Consider the following 18,467-nt stretch of genomic DNA (forward strand, 5'->3'; position numbering starts at 1 on the left):
GCTGACCTGCCCCGTGACGCGGGCCGGTCAGGTCAGTAGTTCGTCGAGGAAGTGGCCGGGCATTCCGTCGAGGATGGGGTGCTGTGCGGTGTCGTGGGCTTGGGTGCGCAGCACGTGGAGCAGGCCGACGACGCCCGGGCCCGCGTCGAGCAGGGGCCGGGTCCAGCCGAGGTCGGCGCAGGTCCGCAGGATCGGCAGGACGAGGTTGGTCGCCTCGCCGATCCAGCCCGCCGCCGCCAGGCATTCGGCGAGCAGCAGGGTGGCGTCCAGTTCCGCGCGGGGACGGGATTGTTCGAGCACCCGCGAGTACAGGACCCGGGCGTGGCGGGCCGCGCGGTCGTCGGCGCGCAGACGCTGTTCGGTGAGCAGGGCCCGGATCTCGGCCACCTGCCGCGCCTCGGTGATGAGGGCGGCGGCGCCGGTCTTGCGGCGGCCGCCGTTGCTCGACGGATCGATGACGATCCCGGTACCGGGCGGCAGCCCCAGGCGGGAACGCTCCGCGCGCACGTGGGCGTCGAGCCTGGCCAGGCTGTTGGTCGCGGCCACGCGCGCGCCCTCGTCGAGGCGGGCGGCGGCGGTGTACTGGTCGCCGAGGGCAGCCTTCACCCGCGCCCCGATGACGAAGGTCGCGACAAGGAAATCGACAGGCCCCACGCGGGTGAGCAATTGGTGGCTCTCGTCGAGCAGCCGGTCGGCCAGGCCCAGGTCACCGCGCCGGTAGGCCACCTCACCCAGCATGGCCGCCGCCACCCGGGCGGCATCAGAACGCGGCCCGGCCCGGGTGCGTGCGGTCTCGTAGGCCTCCTCGAAACAGGCGGTGGCCGTGGCGATGTCGAGCTCCTCGTAGGCCGCGGCGGCGCGCGCGCACAGACCGAAGACGGGGCCGAGCGGGTCCTTGGAGCGAGCGTGATATTCCGCCGCCCAGTCCTGAGTGGCCGTGGCCTCGGCGAAATCGAACTCGCACAGACGCACGAACGACATCAGGTTGGCCGCCGTGGAGACGATCCAGTCGGGGAGGTCGCCGGGCGCGTCCAGGCAGGCGGCGAGCTGGTCGGCCACGCCGTCGGTGTCGTCGTGGGCCACCCGGTCGGCGGCTTCCAGCACGGTTGCCGCGCAGCGTTGTTCCGCGAGTTCGGGACCACCGGTGGAGCCCCGGGCCAACAGGTTGGACAGCCTGCCGAGCGCGGTGCGGGCGGTGCCCGACTGCTGCAGGTTCATATTGGCCCGCGCCACCGCCATCAACAGCTTCGACCGCGAACTCACCTGTTGCATGGGCAGTTTCGACACGCTGCCGAGCAGGGTGGCGAGCCGGGAACCGTCGATGAGATCCATGCCGCCGCTTTCCAGCAGGTCGGCGGCCAGTTTGAGATCGGTGGCGGCCAGGGCGTGGTCCACCGACTTGCGCAGCAGCTGATGCTCGGCGTACCAGCGAGCCGCCTTGCGGTGCAAGCCTTTCGAGCGGCCGGGGTGGTCGCGTTCGAGTCGCGCGCGCAGGTGCTCGGCGAACAGCGGCTGCATGCGATACCACTCCGGATCGTGCGGGAGCCGGTGCAGGAACAGCTCACGCTGCTCGGCCTGCTCCAGCAGCGCGCCACCGTCGGGCACCTCGGCGAGCAAGGTGGCCAGCGAACCGTTCACCCGCTCCACCACCGAGATCGCCATCAGGAATTCCAGCAGCTCCGGTTCCAGCGTGTCGAGCACGTTCTCGGCCAGGTACTCGCGCATTCCGTGCCCGCCCTCGGCGAGCTGCACCAGCAGCTGCCCGGGATCGGCGGCACCGCGCAGGGTCAGGCTCACCAGCTGGATCGCGGCGGGCCAACCGTCGGTGGCGGCGTGGATCTGCTCGACCTGCTCGTCGGTGAGCGCGAAACCGTTGCGCTCCACCAGGATCTGGCGGGTCTCCGACTCGGTGAGCCGCAGCGCCGCCGCGTCCAGCTCGACCAGTTCGTCGCGCACCCGCAGTCTGCTGATCGGCAATCCGGACTGGTCGCGGCTGGTGACAACGAACCGCACATGGTGGCACCCGTTGTCGAGCAGCGTCGCCATCGCCCGGTGCACACCCGGGTCGTGCACGCGGTGCCAGTCGTCGACGATGACGACCACCGGCCGGTCGCTGGCATGGATCTCATCGATCAGCGTGGCGATCACGAACGCCACCGCGTCGGACGGGCGTTCCTCCAGCACCTGCTCGAGCCCGGCGCCGACATCGGGGCGGACCCGCCGGATCGCCTGGATCAGGTGCGCGAGGAACCAGATCTCGCTGTCGTCGTCCTGGTCGATGCCGAGCCAGGCCACCGGAATGTCGCGGGCGGCCAGATCGGCGCGCCACTGGGTGGCCACGGTGCTCTTGCCGAACCCGGCGGGCGCGTGGATCAACGCGAGTCTGCGCAGACCACCCGTGCGCAAGGTGTCGAGCAGCCGGGGCCGGGGAAAGGGTTCTCGGGCCGGGGTCGGTGGCCGGAACTTCGTCGCGGCCGTCGGCGGCAGGGTGCCGGTGGTCGACTTGGGCACCGGAACCGACGCGCCCGCCGGTTGCAGGGTGAGCGGCCAGCTGCGGCGCGCGGTCACCGCTCTGAGCGTTTCCGGCGGTGGTTCGGCGAGGTCGTCGCCGGTGACGAGCAGCGCCATCTCGTCGGGCATCTGCCCGTGTGCCCGTTGCACCTCGCGCAGGAGTTCGCCGAATTCGTAGGCCGTGGCCGGGCGGTCGGCCGGGTCCTGGGCCATGGCCTTCTCGATGGCGGCGGCCACGTCGGCGGGGAAGTTCTCGACGCGCAGATCGGGGACGGCCTGGGTGGTGATGCGCAGGAACTGGGCGACGACCTTCTCCCCCGCCTGACGCTCGAACGCGGCGTGGCCGGTGAGCAGCGCGAACAGGGTGGCGCCGAGACCGTAGATATCAGACTGCACGGTCGGTTCATGTCCCCGGAGCACCTCGGGAGCGGTGAACGCGGGCGAACCGGTGATGAGGCTGCTCGAGGTCTGGAACCCGCCGGGAATGCGGGCGATCCCGAAATCGGTGAGCTGCGGTTCACCGTAACCGCTGATGAGGACGTTGGCCGGTTTCACGTCGCGGTGCAGGATCCCCGCCCGGTGCGCCGATTCGATCGCCGCCGCCAGTTTCACCCCCGCCCGCAGAGTGTCCTCCCAGGTGAGCGGGCCGCGATCGTGGACGAGACGTTCCAGCGAGCCGCGCGGGCAGTACGGCATCACGATCAGCGGCAGCCCCGTTCCCGTCACGTCGACCTGCAGAATGTCGACGATGTTCGGGTGCCCCGAGAGCCTGCCCATGGCCTGTTCCTCACGCAGGAACCGCTCGCGGCTCTCCTGGTCGATCTCCGAGGACAGCACCTTCACCGCGACGACCCGGTCCAGCGCGGGCTGCACCGCCCGATACACCACGCCGAACCCGCCGCGCCCGATCTCCGCGGCGTCGGTCAACCCCATCGCGTCGAGCTCGGCGACCACGGCCTCGTCGGTCTCGCCCGGCGCGGTGGCCCGCTGCGTATCGATCCCGACCGGCGACGATCCGGGTCGCCCATCCTGGATGCGCGTCGGCTCCGGTTCCATGTGACCACCTCTCGATTCGAAATGGCGTCACCGGTCTTACATATCCAAGCTAGCGCGATCCGGCATCGAACGGGTGGAGATTCGATGCTGTGGCGACAACGGATGGTTGGTGTCGGCGCAGCGCGGGGGCGATCACCTGGGTGCGCTGAAGTTGTTGTCCGAGACCAGCACCAAGGTCCGTTCGCCGGAGGTGAGCCGAGGACCGCACGTCATGACCTCGATGTTCGCCCTCGGCGAAGGCGCGTTCCACGACAAAGAAGCCGGTGAGGTCGACGGCCGGGATCACGGTGACGCCGTTGCTCGCCCGGCCCGGCTCCGAGTCGGCGAAGCCGAATTCGAGTTGGTACGGGTACCAGGCGAGGATCGGGCCGTCCGGTCGACGCGACGGCACGACCCGGGCGGACAGGATCGGTCGGTAAGCTCGAGGCAGGCTCGGGCGGGGTCGCCGCCCGTGGGAGGGGGAGCTGGAATGACGTATCCACCGGAACAACAGGATCCGGAACCGTGGGGGCAGCCGTCGAAGGAGACGGCGTATCCGCAGTTCCCACAGGAGATCCCGCCGCTCGCACCGCCGCCGCGCAATTCCGGTTCCGCGTGGATCGTCATCGCACTGGTGGTGGTCGCCGGGCTCGTCGGTGGCACAGGTCTGCTGGTGTGGGCGGGAAACGATGGCGTCGCCGGTTCGGCGGTCGCGGCGTCGGCGACGGACGTGCCGTCGACCCGCAAGACAACGACCACGGAAAAACCACCGTCGAAAGCCGGTGAGCGGCTGAGCTATACCGATTACGAAGGGCCGTGGGACTTCAAATTCGACAATGTCGAATTGCACGCGGACTGGGTGGACGGGCGCGACCACACCAGCTGCGCGCCCATCGAGAACGACGGAAAACTCACCCAGCTCGGATGTCGGTACGCCGCCGAAATGGTGTTGTCCGCCGAGGGCGGCGGCATCAAGTTCACCCAGTTCATTCTCGCGATGCCGAACGAAGCCGCCGCCGAGGCCGCCGCCGACAAGATCGAGGACAAGGACTTCGACCTGCGCCCCGGCAGCTACATCAAGGATTTCGCGACCGGCAAATGGCGCGCGGGTGCACAGGCCGAATTCGTGGTGATCACCCTGGCGACCGCCACCTCGGCGGTCGACGAGGCGACCGTCGACAAATACCTGCGCTACCGCCACACCGACATCATCACGGCCATCCTGTTCCGGTAGAAACCCCGCTCTTGCGCACCCCTGGCGCGAGGCGAAGGATGAGATTCTCGATGGGTGCGGCCGTGGGCCGGGCACGACACGGTGGACAACGACTGACAGCTCATCACCCGATTCGAAGTGAGATGTCATGTCCACGCTCATCCGCATGAACTTCGACGCGCCCGAGGAAACCCGGCCGTTCGAACAGAACAAGGGTCGACTCGACCTGGTCAACACCGAAGCGGGCCCGGTCGGGCGGGCCGTCTTCGAACCCGGCTGGCGCTGGAGCGACCACGTGAAGCCGATCGCAGGCACCGACAGCTGCCAGGCACCCCACATCGGCTACTGCCTGTCGGGCAGGCTCGTCGTCGTCATGGACAACGGCGACCAGCAGGAATACGGCCCGGGCGATGTCATGGTGGTCCCCCCGGGCCACGACGCCTGGGTCGTCGGCGACGAACCCTGCGTCATGCTCGACTGGCAGGGCTACGCCGACTACGCCAAGCCCCACTGAGCGTCAGCCTGGCGCCGGTCACCTCAGCAGGTGACCGGCGTCAAGCTGCGAACAGCGGCTAGGGTTCCGATACGCAAAAGGATGGTTGCGGCACCGGCCACCGCCGGACGCTCCGATTTGGCGACACGCAGGTCCAACTAGGGTTCAGGGACCGGACCGAAGTCGGTGTCGATCGGCTTCGTCAGCTGCTCGACAAGTTGCGGATCGGCATAGACGTAGGCAGTGTTGCGCCACTCGTGGACGACTCGGTTCAGCGAAGACCACTCTCCGAGTTCCGCCGAGGCCTGGAAGGCCCGTGCGAAATCGCGCACGAACTCGCTCTTCGCATCGGTGGGCAGATGATCGCTCCACGGGTACTCATCGAGCAGCGCTCGGGCCACCGCGTCGTGCGGCACTTGTCGGAGAACGCTACGCAAGGCGCGCGCTGCGAAGACCGCTCCCGCCGTTTGTCCGTGCAGACGGTCCTCACGTGTCAGCAAGAGAGTCGCGCCGTCGCGGCGCCGCACCCGCACGTCTCCCACGTCGGCCAGCCGCGCTACCTGCTTCGGATCGCGCTGTAGCTCGCTCCACTGCACTTCGGTGATCATCCGCCTGCCTCAGCTACAGAGCTTGGTCTTCTGAAGATTTTCAGAAGTCAGATTCGAGTATGGCCTATCGTCGAGGCGGAAACGCCGACAGCCCCGGCTCGCGGGTGGCGAGGCGGGGCTGTCGGGGTCAGCAGCGCGTGGTCAGCGCTGGTGATGACTTACTTGCGCAGCGAGGCCGGGACCTCGAAGCGGGGGCCGAACTTCTTGGCCAGTTCGTCGGCGCGGGCCACGAAGGCCTCCTGGCCACCGGGGTAGCCGACGATGAACTGGTGCACGCCACCGGTCCAGGCCGGGAAGCCGATGCCGAAGATCGAGCCGATGTTCGCGTCGGCGGTGCTGGTGAGCACGCCTTCGTCGAAGCACTTCTGGGTCTCGATCGCCTCGGCGAACATCATCCGGTCCTTGAGGTCCTGGAAGGTCACGCCCTCCGGGAGCTCACGGCTGGTGTTGAAGAGCGAGCGCAGCTCGTCCCACAGACCGGTGGCCTTGCCGTCCACGTAGTCGTAGAAACCGGCGCCGCCCGCCTTGCCCTTGCGGTCGAACTCGCCGACCAGCTTGTCGAGCACCTTGGCGGTGGTCTCCGCGGCGGCGTTCAGCTCGCCACCGGCGGCCGTGATGGCGTCGGCGGTCTCCTTGTAGATCTTCTGCATGGTGGTGAAGTTCAGCTCGTCGCTGAGCTTCAGCGGCGCGGCCGGGTAGCCCGCCTGCAGACCGGCCTGCTCGACCGTGGACGGGTCGACGCCCTCGGCGACCATGGAGATGGCCTCGTTGATGAAGGTGCCGATCACGCGCGAGGTGAAGAAGCCGCGGCTGTCGTTGACGACGATCGGGGTCTTCTTGATGGCGAGGGTGTAGTCGTACACCCGGGCCAGCGCCTCGTCGGAGGTGTTCTCGCCCTTGATGATCTCCACCAGCGGCATCTTGTCCACGGGGGAGAAGAAGTGGATACCGATGAAGTCCTCGGACCGCTTCACACCCTCCGAGAGCAGGGTGATGGGCAGGGTCGAGGTGTTCGAGCCGAGCAGCGCGTCGGCGTCGACGATGTCCTCGATCTCCTGGAAGACCTTGTTCTTGAGGTCGGGGTTCTCGAACACGGCCTCGATCACGAAGTCGACGCCCTTGAAGTCGGCGGCGTCCGCGGTCGGGGTGATGCGAGCCAGCAGCGCGTCGGACTTCTCCTGGGTGGTCTTGCCACGGGAGAGGGCCTTCTTCTCGATGGCCTCCGAGTACGCCTTGCCCTTCTCGGCGGCGGCGAGCTCGACGTCCTTGAGCACGACCTCGTACCCGGCCTTGGCCGAGACGTAGGCGATGCCCGCGCCCATCATGCCCGCGCCGATGACGCCGATCTTCTTGATCTCACGCTTGGGCACGTCCTTCGGACGCGAACCGCCACCGTTGATGTGGTTCAGGTCGAAGAAGAACGCCTGGATCATGTTCTTCGCGACCGGGCCGGTGAGCAGGCTCGTGAAGTAACGGCCCTCGATGGTCAGCGCGTTGTCGATGTCGACCTGCGCGCCCTCGACCGCCGCGGCCATGATGGCACGCGGGGCGGGCATGTTGGTGCCCTTGATCTGCTTGCGCAGGTTGGCCGGGAACGCGGGCAGGTTCGCCGCGAAGGCCGGGGTGGACGGGGTGCCACCGGGGATCTTGAAGCCCTTCTTGTCCCACGGCTGAGCGGCCTCGGGGTTGGCCGCGATCCACGCCTTGGCGGCGGGCAGCAGCTCCTCGACCGAGGAAACGACCTCGTCGATCAGGCCGATTTCCTTGGCCTTGGTGACGCGGTGCCGCTGACCCTGCAGCAGCACCTGCATCAGCGCGCCCTGCAGACCGAGCATGCGCACGGTGCGGGTCACGCCGCCGCCACCGGGCAGCAGGCCCAGGGAGACCTCGGGCAGGCCGATGGCCGAACCCTTGACGTCGGCCGCGACGCGGTAGTGGGTCGCCAGCGCGATCTCCAGGCCACCGCCGAGGGCGGCGCCGTTGATGGCGGCGACGACCGGCTTGCCGAGCTGCTCGAGGCGACGCAGCGGCGCCTTGACGCCCTCGAGCATCTTGACGACCTCGGCCGCGTCATCCGGGCCGACCTTCAGCATGTTCTTCAGGTCGCCACCGGCGAAGAAGGTCTTCTTGCCGGAGGTGATGACGACACCGGTGATGTCGTCCTTCTCCGCCTCCAGGCGGTCCACGGTCGCGGCCATCGAGGAGATGTACGCGTCGTTCATGGTGTTGGCGCCCTGGCTGGGGTCGTCGATCGTGAGGACGACCACGCCGTCGGCGTCCTTCTCCCAGCCGATGATGTTGTCAGTCATAGTTTTTCGTTCTCTCCTATGAGAAGTGGCTGTATCAACTGCGCCGCTCACTTGGCCCTGCGTGGTTACGCAAGCTGCCGCCTCCGGGCCTAGCGATCACGGCGCGCCGGGGATCAGACGCGCTCGATGATGGTGGCGACACCCATGCCGCCGCCGATGCACAGGGTGACCAGGCCGTAGCGCGCGTTGCGGCGCTCCAGCTCGTCGACCACGGTGCCGGTGATCATCGCGCCGGTAGCGCCGAGCGGGTGGCCCATGGCGATCGCGCCGCCGTTGACGTTCAGCTTCTCGTCCGGGACGTTCAGGTCCTTCTGGAACTTCAGCACCACGGAGGCGAACGCCTCGTTGATCTCGACGAGGTCCATGTCCTCGATCGTCAGACCGGCGCGGTCCAGGGCCTTCTTCGCGGCCGGGGTCGGGCCGGTCAGCATGATGGTCGAGTCGGCGCCGGAGGTCGCGGTCGAGACGATGCGCGCCTTCGGGGTCAGACCCGAGTTCTTGCCCGCCTCCTCGGAGCCGATCAGCACCAGGGCGGCGCCGTCGACGATGCCCGAGCTGTTGCCACCGTGGTGAACGTGGTTGATCTTCTCGATGTAGGTGTACTTCTGCAGCGCGACGGCGTCGAAGCCACCCATCTCACCGATACCGGCGAAGGAGGGGTTCAGCTTGCCCAGGTCGGCGGCGGTGGTGCCGGGACGCATGTGCTCGTCGTTGTCCAGCACGACCAGGCCGTTGACGTCCTTGACCGGGACGATCGACTTGGCGAAGTAGCCGCCGGTGGTGGCCTTGGCGGCCAGCTCCTGCGAACGCACCGCGTAGGCGTCGACGTCGTCGCGGGAGAAGCCCTCGATGGTGGCGATCAGGTCGGCCGAGATGCCCTGCGGCACGAAGTAGCCGTCGTAGTTGGTGGCCGGGTCAAGCGCCCAGGCGCCGCCGTCGGAGCCCATCGGCACGCGCGACATGGACTCGACGCCACCGGCGATGACGAGGTCGTCGAAGCCGGAGCGCACCTTCTGCGCGGCCAGGTTCACGGCCTCGAGGCCGGAGGCACAGAAGCGGTTGAGCTGGAAGCCACCGACGGTGTCGGGCAGACCGGCGATGGTGACCGCGGTGCGGGCGATGTCCATGCCCTGGTCACCGACCGGGGTGACGACGCCGAGGATCAGGTCCGAGATCTGGTCCTCGTCGAGGTTGGGGAAGCGGCCACGCAGCTCCTGGATCAGACCAACAGTCAGATCGATCGGCTTGACCGAGTGCAGCGAGCCGTTCTTCTTGCCGCGGCCGCGCGGAGTGCGGATGGCCTCGTAGATGTAGGCCTCTGTGGTCATATCGGAGTGTTTCCTTCCTTGGGGTGCGGTGGCCGCACGAACGCCACGACCAATCGTCTTCGACGCCGTACAAATCCGGCAAGCACCAGCGGAGCATAGAACCATGCCCATCCGGTGTTCCCGGCCACCCGTTCATACTACCGTGGTGTGCGAACTCCGGTTAACTTAACGCGGTAAGGACGGTGGCTGTCAACCATCCAGAGACTTTGCGCCGAGCTCGCTGCGCAGCAACGCCAGGGCGACCTCGTCCGGGTCCTGTCGGTCGCCGGGAGCCACCGGAACCGCGGCGGCGGCCAGCATCTCCTGCTCCTCCTCCGGGGTCGGCGGGGCCGGGATGCCGGGCGCTGGGCGCGGGGCGCGGTCCGACTCGCCACCGGAACGGGCCGGATCGGCGGCATAACTGTCCTGCGGACCCGGGTCGTCGGGCAGGTCGGGGAAGTCGGGCGGCGGAATGTCGTCATCGGGCTTGTCGGCGCGCGGCCGACCACCCTTGGCCTGGCTCGGCCGGGAGAACTGCGGCCGCCCGGCGGGCTTGCTCTCCGCCGGACCCGCCGTGTTCTTGGCCTTGGGCGCCGGGCGCGCCGCCGGGGCGCCGGTCTCCCAGCGCACATCCAGTTCCCGCCCGACCACGGCCCGGACGGCCGACCGCACCGACTCGATATTGCGCGGATCGGACAGTCGCTGGGCCAACGGAGCGCTCTGATGCGCGAAAACGATCGTCTGTCCCTCCACCCGGGACACCGCCGCCCCCGACATCAGCGCATGCAAGGTGAGTCCGAACTCACGCACCTTCGCCTTGATGTCGAGCCACGCCGCGTCGACAACAGCGAGCAGATCCTCCGACGGCACGCCTGCCTGATCCCGAGGTGCCGCCTCGGGCCGCTCCGCCGGTGTACCGCTGGGCGCCGATAGCGCGTCGTCTTGCCGAGAATGGGCCCCCGGCACATCACCGACACGTGCGGGCGAATCGCCCTCCCCGGCGTCACCGACGTACGCGGCGGGACCGTTGGCTTGCTGAGCGCGGTCACCCTGCGACGCACCGACGTGCTCCGACCCGGACGAGCTGCCGACCTGTCGTGCGCTTTCCTCGGGGCCAACCGTTCCACCACGCGAATCGCCCTGCGGCGAGGGCACTTCCATACCGCGGTTGGGTGTGTCGAATTCGTCCGCCGAGGCACCGGACCTGTTCGCACCTTGCCGACCGGCCGTGGACACCGAGTCGACCGACTGCGGGGCCACACCCTGGACGGTTACGTCGGACCGGTCCGCATCAGACATCTGCGACTGAACAAAGTCACCCTGCTCGTCACCGCGCACCGAGGACCCGACGGATTCGGTACCCGACGGCGCTTGCGCCGCGGACGGACCCCGACGCGCCTGCGCCGGATTCTGCGACTCGGCCGCCGAGCTCTGCTGAGTGGCCAGGTCCTGGTCTGTCGCCGAGCCTTCGTGCGGGGCTGAACTCTGGTGCGCCACCGAACCCTGGTGCGCCGAATCCTGGTGCGCCACCGAACCCTCGCGCGCCGAACCCTGGTGCGTCACCGAACCCTGGTGCGCCGCCGAGCCCTGGTGCGTCACCGAACCTTCCCGCGCCGCCGAACCCAGGCGGGCGGTCTGGCTCTGCTCGACAGGCTGTGCGTGTCCCGAAGCCGCTTGTGCCGCCGCTGCCTGCGACTGCGTCACGGCATCACGCTCCGCACCTCGTGAGGCAGCGGCCCGCTCGTTGTCCCGCGATGGGTTGTGGGGTGCCGAGCCGTGTGCCCCGAGCGCGTTCGGCGCTGGAGTCGGGTCGGCGGTCGACGGTTGCGGGCGCACGGCCGGATCAGCGGACTGAGCCTGCGGGTGCGGGCCGCCACCACGCCCGGCGGCTTCCCCGTCGGCGGGCGGGCTCTGCGGACGCGAGGCACGGCCACCATCCGCAGCGGCAACACCGGACTCCCGAGCACCGATCTCGGGGGCGTGCGCCCCTGACTTCCTGGCCACTTCCTCGGTGGCGGATGCGCCAGAGGTCCTCGCAGCGGATTCCCGAGCATCCGACGCGCCGGGCACCCTCGCAGCAGGCTCCCCGGGAGCAAGCGCGCCGGGCACCCTCGCAGCAGGTTCTCCGGTGGCGGATGCCGCGGACTTTCGGGCCGCGGCTTCCTTTTCGGCCCTGGCCGCAGCGAGGATCTCCGCGGCTTGGCGGCGACCCTCGGCGGTTGAACCCTGCGAACCGGACGACGCGGGTGCGGGTGCGTCGACCGGGGGGCGGGTGGGCGCGTCGCCGGTGGGACGCGCGGAAGGGACTGTCCCACCGGCGAATCCGCGTTCCAGGCGTTCGAGGCGCTGGAGGGTCGCGGATTCGGTGTCGGAGACCGACGGGAGGAGCATGCGGGCGCAGACGACCTCGAGCAGGAGGCGGGGGGCGGTGGCGCCGCGCATCTCGCCGAGGCCTTCGTGCAGGAGTTCGGCGTAGCGGGTGAGGGTGGCGGGGCCGATGCGTTCGGCCTGGTCGCGCATGCGCTCGAGGACGTCGCCCGGGCCCGCGACGAGGCCGCGTTCGGCGGCGTCGGGGACAGCGCGGAGCAGGATCAGGTCGCGCAGGCGTTCGAGCAGGTCGACGGCGAATCGGCGCGGATCGTGCCCGGCCTCCATCACCTGGTCGATCGTGCCGAACAGGGCCGCGCCGTCGTCGGTGGCGAGCGCGTCGACGGCGTGGTCGATCAGGGCCACATCGGTGACACCGAGCAGCGACACCGCCCGCGAATAGGTGACACCGTCGGGCCCGGCACCGGCGAGCAGCTGATCGAGCACGCTCAGGCTGTCGCGCGGCGAACCCCCACCGGCCCGGATGACCAGCGGATACACCGCCTCCTCCACCGGCACGTGCTCCTGCTCGCAGATCTTGCCGAGCAGCCCGCGCATGGTGGCGGGCGGCAGCAACCGGAACGGGTAGTGGTGCGTGCGCGAGCGGATGGTCGGCAGCACCTTGTCGGGTTCGGTGGTGGCGAAGATGAAGATCAGGTGGGCCGGCGGTTCCTCGACGATCTTGAGCAGCGCGTTGAAACCGGCCGTGGTGACCATGTGCGCCTCGTCGACGATGAACACGCGGTAGCGCGACTCGGCGGGCGCGTAGAACGCGCGATCGCGCAGCTCACGGGTGTCGTCGACGCCGCCGTGACTGGCCGCGTCGAGCTCGATGACGTCGAGATTGCCCGACCCACCCGGCCCCAGCGCCACGCAGGACGCGCAGGTGCCGCACGGTCGCGAGGTCGGCCCCTCGACACAGTTGAGCGAGCGGGCGAGGATGCGCGCCGAGGACGTCTTGCCGCAGCCACGCGGTCCGGAGAACAGGTACGCATGGCTGATGCGGCCGGTGTCCAGCGCTGTACTCAGCGGGTCGGTGACGTGCTCCTGACCCACTACCTCAGCGAATGTCGCCGGTCGATATTTCCGGTACAGAGCCACGGCCCAAAGGCTACCGGTGCGGTGTGACATACCGGCTGGCACCGCAGCTGTCGAACCGAAAGGCATAGCGCTACACCCGGTTACATGTGTTGCAGATCACATAGGGGTGACCGGTTCAACTCCTGCCCGAATAGCGGGCCCGACGGGTGCAACCGGCCGGTTAACGAAGGTTCTTCGTTCAGCGAATCGTGACAAGAGAAGTTCGTCGATCCTGGTTGGCGCGCGAATACGAACTCGGTCCCCGAACAGCGGCATCTTTCTGGATGTAACGAAACCATGAACCGTCGTGACACGGTCGCAAGCGGCTGGCTACCGTGGATATCGGCAACTTCGGTGGCCAAACCTTCATCAGGTTGGTGACCCCGGCCGGTCCCTCATCCCGACCGGGGCACAACCTTCGCGCACCGATCGCTCCCCCACCGCATCGACCGGAGGAACGTTTCATCGTGCTGTCGTGTGATGACATCGCAGCCGCCTGGCTGGCCCACACCGAGTTCGCGGGCGATCACGCCGCGGTCGGACTGCTGAGCCGGGCGATCAGTCCCAAGGACTTCGACATCAAACGCGACTCGTTACCCGTCGCGGCCGCCGCCGACCCGGCCACCGCCGCCGCCATCCTGCAACTGCTCGAGCGCGGGCAGGTACCGACGATGGCCGCGATCCGCACCCTCACCGCGCAGAACGAGATGCGCCGCGAGGCCGAACGGATCGAACGACTCGGGCGCCGCGCGCAACGCAGCATCGACGAGTTCGGCCGCATCCTGGCCCGGCTCGCGGCCGCACACTGGACCGAGCACGGCATCGGCCCCACCCGCCGCGACATCCTCGCCGACCCGCAGATCACCGATCTCATCGCCGACCGGGTCGGCGCCATCGCCCCGACCGCCGTGAAGCACCTGTGGCTCATCGAACGCGCCCAGCGCGCGGGCTGGATCGCCTCCAATGCCAGCCCCGGTTCGCTGTGTCCCGCCCGCCGTTGGCACACAACGAAATACGGCAACCGGGTGTCGCAGAAGCCGGTGAACATGATCGGGAAGATGGTCGCGGGTTTCGTCGCCGAGCACACCGAGGACAGAGGCCGCGCCCCGAGTTGGGTCGCCCTGTCACGCGACCTGCGCGACGATCGAGGCCGCCGTGTGTTCTTCGACGTGGCCGACGCGCACGCCCAGCGTCGCTGGCTGGTCACCGCCGAGTGGCTCGCCGACACCGGCGACGACCTGCCCGCGCCCGGCAAGCGCGGCCTGCGCGCGCTCGCCAAGGACGCCAGGGGCTGATTCAGCTCACGTCACCGGCGGCGGCGATGAAGGTATTGCATTGCGGCGTCAGGTTTTCCAGCCCGGATTCGAACCACTTGCCGCCGTTGTCGGCGGTACCGTGGTCGCGCATGTCGCCCGGCCGGTCGCCGCGCCCGTAGGAATCGCGGGTGGCAAGGGTGACCTGGTCCGACGACAGCGAACCGCCGCCCTTGGACGCCGCGATGAACATGGCGTCGAAACAGTTGGCCTGCAACTCGACTCGGCGGGACAACTCGAGTCCCCTGGTCGAGCGCGCTCCCGCGTCGACCCGGTCGCTGTTGGCCTTGCGCAGGATCCCGGACTGCGCCTGGATGTGGTGACCGTATTCGTGCGCGAACACCGACAGGTACACCACCCAGTTGTCACGGAACTGATCGGTCTGCAACTGGCTGATCGGCATGTAGATGGTCTTGTTCGCCGCGCAGTAGAAGGCGGCGAAGTTGCTGGTCGAGCCGGTGCACGGGGTGGTGATGCCGTCGGTGGTCGCGGTGATGCTCAGCGTCGGCGACTCGAAGGGCAGCCCGTTGGCGGCCATCAGCGGCTTCCACGCGGCTTCCAGGCAGCCCGCGGCGGATTCGAAGAACTTCCTGGCCTTGTCCACCTGGGTGCCCCACGGCGCGTAGTCGCAGGACGCGGGCACCAGCGAGCCGTCGGCATCGGTGACCAGCGGGTTGTCACCGGTCTTGGCCGGTGCGTTGCCTGGTTGGGGTGTGTAGGTGGTGGTCGGTTTCGGGCCGAACGCGTCGATGCCGATGTCGACACCCTTGTTCACGGCGAATTTCACCAGGCCACCGACGACGAGGAAAATGACCACCAACATCAGCGAGGTGAAACCGCCGCGCCGCTTGCGGGGCGGTGGGGTCGGCCTGCCGGGAGGCCCGTAGGGCATCGGCGGCGGCCGGTATCCGGGCGGCGGGCCGTAGGCCGGACGCGCCTGGGGATAACCTTGCGGCGGTGCGTATCCGGGTGGACCGTAACCCGGTTGCGGGCGATAACCCGGCGCGCGGCCGTAGCCGGGGGGTGGCGGAACCGGTCGTCCACCTGGCCCGTATGGGCCGTAGCCGTACGGTGGTTGGTTCACGTCCCCCGTACCCCCTCGTCTAGTTCGTCGCCGACAGCCGCTGACGCAGGATAGCAAGCTGTCTAGAGTAGGCAGCCATGCTGACTTTTCGGGGGGGCGCCGCAGGCGCGCTGCTGCTCGCTTCGGTGGGCCTGCTCGCGGCCGCGCCGGTAGCCCACACGCAGCCCGCGGGCGTGTCGATCACCGCCGATCTCACCTTGACCGAGACCGGTGTGCTGCGGGTCGTCGAAACAGTCGAGGTCCCCGCCGACGGCAACTTCACGATGTCGCTGCCGTTGCGACTGGGGCTCGGCGACGGCGTGGAACGGGTATTCAAAGTCACCGATGTGTCCGCTACGGGTGCGGGGACCGCGACCACGGTGGACGACCAGTTCGTCGTCGAGGCGAAGCCCGGTGAATCCAAGTTCACGTATACGGTGCACAACACCGTCTCCGACGCACCCGGCACGCAGATGTTCCACTGGCTCGGCGTGCTCAACGCCGACATCGCCTCCCTCGATGTCTCGGTGATCAGCCCGAGCTTCCAGATGGGCATCGTCGACTGCAAACTGGGCGCGGCGGGCAATGCGCGCCCGTGCGCCGAGGTGCACGTGGAACCCGACGGCGTGCTGTATCTGAGCCAGACCGACCTGCGCAAGGGCGACGCGATCGACCTCACCCTGCAGATGCCACCCGGCACCGTGCCCGCCAACGCCGATGTGCGCGACGGTGACTCGAACAACTTCTTCGCCGTCACCACCCCGGTCCTCGCCGCCTTCGGCGCCCTGCTGCTCGCGCTGGCCGGGATGCTCGCCTACGTGCTCACCGCCCGCAAGCGCGGTGCCACCGCCCGTGCGAGCAGCGACACGTTCGACCCGCTCGTCACCACCGGCGACCGAATGGAGTTCACCACCCCCGACGGCGTACTGCCCGGCGAGGCTGGACTGCTGCTCGACGAGCACGTCGACCCGGTCGACATCGCCGCCACCGTCGTCGACCTGGCGGTGCGCCGCTACCTGTGGATCGCACCGGTGAACGCGCGCGGCGAGGACGACTGGCGGATCAGCCGGGTGAACTCACCCGATGACCAGCTGCGCGAGTACGAGAAGGTCGTCTACGACATGTTGCTGCCCGAGGGCACCGACACCGTCGCCGTGCGCGAGCTGCGCGCGCCCGGCCGCCTGCAGCTGGACCCGATCCGCGAGGCCATGCGCCGCGACGCGGTCTCGACCGGTGCCATGGCCGATCCGGGACAACGGATGCTGCCCCGCTGGATCGGCGCCGCCCTGATCGCCGTCGGCGCCGCGACCACCCTCGCCCTGGCATTGACCGCCGGGCACGCCCTGGTCGGCGTGGCCGTCGTGCTCGCCGGTGTGGCCGCGGTGCTGCTGCCGAACTACCTACCGACCCGAACCACACTGGGTGACACCGTGGTCGGCCGGATCAAGGCGATGCAGCGCGGCCTGGACACGGTGTCGCGCGACCGCATCCCCCCGATCGACCAGGAGACGATCTTCTCCCGCGCCCTGCCCTACACGGTGATCAGCGGTCGCGCCGACAACTGGATCCGCGCCTTCCGCGACATGGACCCCTCCGCCGATTCCCAGCCGGGCCTGTACTGGTTCGCCGGGTACGACCGCGACCGCAACCTGCACCGCTTCGCGTCCCAGTTCCCGTTCTTCATCACAGCCCTGGAAGGCGCTTGCTCCTCCGCCTCCCCGCGAATTCAGGCTGGTCCCCCCTCCCCGCGAAGTTAGGCTAGTCCCGCCTCCCCGCGAATTCAGGCCAGACTCAGGGGCGGGGAGACTGGCGTTGGCGGCCAGACCAGGGGAAGTGGTTCTGGCCGCCCGTGCCCGGCGAGTTACCCATGTCCTTGCGAGAAGCAGTGGTGCGGTTGGTCAGATGCGGCGCAGGGCGGTCAAGGGGTCGGCGTAGATGGCGCTGAGTGAGGTGACCACGGCGGCGAATTCCTGGACCTTGCCGCCGAATCCGCTGACCCGGATGTCGGTCGGGGGCAGCTGGGTGCTCTGGGTGAACGCGCGGGCGACGTGGCCCAGGGCGGGGCGGTAGCCGGTGAAGGCTTGGCCGCCGAGGACCACTCGGTCGGGGTTGAGCATGTCGCGGACCAGGGCGACGGTCTGGCCGAGCATGGTCGCCCGTTCGGCGAGCAGTTCACGGGCGCCCGCGGAACCGGACTCGGCGGCCCGGTACAGGTCGGCGATGGTGGTGCCCGCGGTTCCGTTGTGCGCCGGGATGATTCCGCGCCCGACCGCACGCGCCTGCAACGCCCGATCGCCCACGGTCACTTCCAAGCAGCCACGCCGACCGCAGGTGCACTGCACATCCGAACCGGTGGGCAGATGCGCGATGGATCCCGGGCCGTTGCTCGGGGTGTGCACCCGCCCGTCCAGGGTGACGGCGATGCCCGCGGTCTCGCGGACGTAGAAGTACAGGCTGCTGCCGGGCTGGTCGGCGGGCTGTTCGGGTCCGCGCGCATCGAAGGTCGGCAGCAGCAGTTCCGAGGCGGCCATCGCTTCCACGTGGGGCGCGACGGACACGGGCAGTTCGAGGACGTCACCGAGGACCTGGCCGAGCGGCGCGCCCTGCCAAGCCAGCTTCGGGTGGTCGACCAGACCGGTGTGCGTGTCGACCCGCCCACCGATGGCGACACCGGCCCACAGCGGGGTCCGCCGATGCCAGCGCTGCAGGAAGGCCTTGGCGCTGCGGGCGACCGTGGTGACGGCGAAGTCCTGCCCGGTCTGCGGTGTCGCGATGGCCAGACCACCGAGGATGCGGCCGCGCAGGTCGGCGGCCACGATCTTCGTCGCGGCGGCGCCGATGTGGATACCGATGGTGAGATAGGCGTCGTGGTCGATCTCGAACGGCACCCGTGGCCGTCCGACCGCACCGGCGGCGGTCAGGTCGGCGCGCTCGCGCAGCAGACCGGCCGCGAGCAGCGCGGCCACTTGGCGATTCACCGTGGCGATGCTCAGACCCGTTGCGCGGGCGGCATTGTCACGGGAGATGGGGCCGCCGACAGCGGCGCGCAGCACGGCGGCGGCGGGATTGTCGCTGCGCCGCAGCTCGGGAGCGACGACGGGACGCGAAACTCGGGGACGGCCGGTGACCACCCGCGAAACGGGGCGGTCGAGAATGGGAGCAGACATA

General features: G+C 69.1%; 11 protein-coding genes and 1 pseudogene. 4 read left to right on the plus strand and 8 right to left on the minus strand.

Annotation, left to right across the window (positions count from 1 at the left end):
* Positions 1–27: 27 nt before the first annotated feature.
* Both NC7_RS00845 and NC7_RS30625 read right to left on the minus strand, forming a co-directional pair.
* The gene (locus NC7_RS00845; protein ID WP_067977668.1) at positions 28–3,567 is read right to left on the minus strand and encodes a serine/threonine-protein kinase; all 3,540 of its coding nucleotides are present in this window, start codon (positions 3,565–3,567) and stop codon (positions 28–30) included.
* 49 nt (positions 3,568–3,616) lie between these two features.
* On the minus strand, positions 3,617–3,958 hold the full coding sequence (locus tag NC7_RS30625; protein ID WP_067977669.1) for a hypothetical protein: 342 nt from the start codon (positions 3,956–3,958) through the stop codon (positions 3,617–3,619).
* Between the two features lie 78 nt (positions 3,959–4,036).
* Here NC7_RS30625 and NC7_RS00855 point away from each other — a divergent pair, with 78 nt between their 5' ends.
* Both NC7_RS00855 and NC7_RS00860 read left to right on the plus strand, forming a co-directional pair.
* The gene (locus tag NC7_RS00855) at positions 4,037–4,780 is read left to right on the plus strand and encodes a hypothetical protein (RefSeq protein ID WP_067977670.1); all 744 of its coding nucleotides are present in this window, start codon (positions 4,037–4,039) and stop codon (positions 4,778–4,780) included.
* Positions 4,781–4,907: 127 nt separating this feature from the next.
* On the plus strand, positions 4,908–5,273 hold the full coding sequence (locus NC7_RS00860; RefSeq protein ID WP_067977672.1) for a cupin domain-containing protein: 366 nt from the start codon (positions 4,908–4,910) through the stop codon (positions 5,271–5,273).
* Positions 5,274–5,410: 137 nt separating this feature from the next.
* Here NC7_RS00860 and NC7_RS28830 read toward each other — a convergent pair whose 3' ends face one another.
* The 4 genes and pseudogenes from NC7_RS28830 to NC7_RS28260 all read right to left on the minus strand — a co-directional run.
* Complete coding sequence (locus NC7_RS28830; RefSeq protein ID WP_157101789.1) at positions 5,411–5,860, minus strand: DUF6247 family protein; 450 nt, start codon at positions 5,858–5,860, stop codon at positions 5,411–5,413.
* A gap of 158 nt (positions 5,861–6,018) precedes the next feature.
* Positions 6,019–8,169, minus strand: a complete 2,151-nt coding sequence (locus tag NC7_RS00870) for a 3-hydroxyacyl-CoA dehydrogenase NAD-binding domain-containing protein (RefSeq protein ID WP_067977675.1) — start codon at positions 8,167–8,169, stop codon at positions 6,019–6,021.
* Between the two features lie 113 nt (positions 8,170–8,282).
* On the minus strand, positions 8,283–9,497 hold the full coding sequence (locus NC7_RS00875) for an acetyl-CoA C-acetyltransferase (protein WP_067977677.1): 1,215 nt from the start codon (positions 9,495–9,497) through the stop codon (positions 8,283–8,285).
* Between the two features lie 1,860 nt (positions 9,498–11,357).
* Positions 11,358–12,944 (minus strand): annotated as a pseudogene (locus NC7_RS28260) (DNA polymerase III subunit gamma and tau); the annotation flags it as partial.
* 446 nt (positions 12,945–13,390) lie between these two features.
* On the opposite strand from NC7_RS28260, the gene NC7_RS00885 reads away from it, so the two are divergent.
* On the plus strand, positions 13,391–14,218 hold the full coding sequence (locus NC7_RS00885; protein ID WP_067977908.1) for a hypothetical protein: 828 nt from the start codon (positions 13,391–13,393) through the stop codon (positions 14,216–14,218).
* 1 nt (position 14,219) lies between these two features.
* Here NC7_RS00885 and NC7_RS00890 read toward each other — a convergent pair whose 3' ends face one another.
* Positions 14,220–15,320 carry a neutral zinc metallopeptidase gene (locus NC7_RS00890; RefSeq protein WP_255285031.1) on the minus strand — a complete coding sequence of 367 codons (1,101 nt, stop codon included), beginning with the start codon at positions 15,318–15,320 and terminating at the stop codon, positions 14,220–14,222.
* Between the two features lie 77 nt (positions 15,321–15,397).
* Between NC7_RS00890 and NC7_RS00895 the strand changes: the two genes are divergently transcribed.
* Positions 15,398–17,056, plus strand: a complete 1,659-nt coding sequence (locus tag NC7_RS00895) for a DUF2207 family protein (RefSeq protein WP_067977681.1) — start codon at positions 15,398–15,400, stop codon at positions 17,054–17,056.
* Between the two features lie 141 nt (positions 17,057–17,197).
* On the opposite strand, the gene NC7_RS00900 is transcribed toward NC7_RS00895, so the two are convergent.
* Complete coding sequence (locus NC7_RS00900) at positions 17,198–18,466, minus strand: ROK family protein (protein ID WP_067977683.1); 1,269 nt, start codon at positions 18,464–18,466, stop codon at positions 17,198–17,200.
* Position 18,467: the final 1 nt, after the last annotated feature.

Origin of the sequence: Nocardia caishijiensis NBRC 108228, assembly GCF_001612825.1 — a bacterium.
GTDB lineage: Bacteria > Actinomycetota > Actinomycetes > Mycobacteriales > Mycobacteriaceae > Nocardia > Nocardia caishijiensis.